Below are 1526 nucleotides of genomic sequence, written 5' to 3'. Positions count from 1 at the left end.
CGGCGGGCGGACTGAGCGTTTCCGCGGTAAAGCCAGAACATCTGCTCTCAAGTTGACTCATAAAAAGACAGTCTAAACACCGAGGAAATATTCTATCTAAACCTAGGCGATTGGAAATCGCAGATTGTCATGACTAAGTCATCGGGTGGTCTGCCTACTTTCTGGGAACGACGATTTACCGCCTGCCTAAGACGCACTGTGGCGCCAACCGGCGAGGAGCTTTGTTCCAACGTTCGAAAGCGCTTCAGCGCGGCGGGCGACAACCGGCCTTTGAACACTCGCGCGTCTGGCAAAACCACGCCCGGAATGCCGTCCGCGACGAGTTCAATCTCAAACGTGCCGTCGTCATTTACCATCACAGTGACCTAATCGGTGCTGACGACTTTTTTCACCCGGTGCATGTTCGGGGCAAGCCAGCATGGCAATGCCATTGAGGAGTTTCGCTGTATCGGTAAGCCAATCGTGACGAAAAGGTTTAGAACGCGACGTCGCGTTTACTCATCGTATACAAGCCCCGAATGACTGCGAGTAACGATTCCTGCCGTTGCAAAAGGGACCCCCTCGCGACGGCAGCAAGTGCTAGGACGGCGATCCCGATATCCGATTCTTTCGAAAAAGCCCCCTGACGCCCCGATCGCCGCTCCGTCGGAGACGGCAGCAGCGCCGGGTGCCTTTCTAAAAGCTGACTTTTCCTAATTACTCATCAAGCGGCACATGTGAGCTAGGCAAAATCACCAAGCTTGTCGGCATTATCGTCAGGCAGGTTATGCTCCGCCGGGTTATCGCTCAGCGTTCCAAAGCCTGGCTCTGTGGACATATCGCCGAGGTCGGGCTCGTTGCCAGGAATGCGTGTCGGATTCATGGTTTTTCCTTTGCTGCCCGATGGAAACGCACGAGCATGGGATTACGGCACCATCAACGGCTCGCTGTGCGACGAGCAGCTCAACGGCGAGGTCTTCTACAAACTCGCCTAGGCACGATTGCTGATTGAGGCGTGGCGGCGCCATTAAACTCTGTCCGGCCGCACAGCAGTCTGGGCTACTGCCCGCGGGCACGAGAAGCGGCGACACCACCATTGCCGGCCTCCGGTTCCACTTCGCTCCACCTACGCCCGGCAATGGCGGCGGAAACGAAAATGCACTCACTAACTATTTGTATTACCCGGGGGTGGCTGCTTATGTGCGGAAAACCCGGTCGCAATCACGATATGCGACAAACAGGTGTTTTCTGCACATATTATTCCAATAGCCGGCAGCAGTTTCCATGTCGCGAAAGTCAGAATATTTACGACAGGGTCATGTTTGTCCACGCCATTTTGCGGTCGTTTTGACTGTAGGTTAGATAGTCGACAGCGAAAAAGCCGCCTTGTATGAAGGTGTGGTGCGTTTTGAGTATACCTTTGGAAGACTGATAGCCGAGGCGACTTAATTCCGGCCATCCGCTGACCGCCAGATAGCGCGCAAAAAATTAGACGTTCGTTCATATGCCAACAGGCTAGGTGTAGCCCTCCGGCACAATCAGAATGT

General features: G+C 54.5%; 1 protein-coding gene and 1 pseudogene. One reads left to right on the top strand and one right to left on the bottom strand.

Annotation, left to right across the window (positions count from 1 at the left end):
• Nucleotides 1-721: 721 nt before the first annotated feature.
• Nucleotides 722-862: a hypothetical protein gene (locus sphst_RS20570; RefSeq protein ID WP_159043601.1), complete on the bottom strand. Its 141-nt coding sequence runs from the start codon at nucleotides 860-862 to the stop codon at nucleotides 722-724.
• Between the two features lie 49 nt (nucleotides 863-911).
• On the opposite strand from sphst_RS20570, the pseudogene sphst_RS20910 reads away from it, so the two are divergent.
• Nucleotides 912-1141: pseudogene (locus sphst_RS20910) on the top strand (integrase core domain-containing protein); the annotation flags it as partial.
• Nucleotides 1142-1526 lie beyond the last annotated feature (385 nt).

It is taken from the genome of Sphingomonas sp. STIS6.2 (assembly GCF_000732685.2).
Taxonomy (GTDB): domain Bacteria; phylum Pseudomonadota; class Alphaproteobacteria; order Sphingomonadales; family Sphingomonadaceae; genus Sphingomonas; species Sphingomonas aerolata.
Note: the sequence above shows the minus strand (reverse complement) of the source record. Positions and strands in the feature narration are given on the sequence as shown.

Excerpts from the sequence above, each read along its gene's own strand:
- sphst_RS20570 (WP_159043601.1), bottom strand. The coding sequence starts at position 862 with ATGAATCCGACACGCATTCCTGGCAACGAGCCCGACCTCGGCGATATG.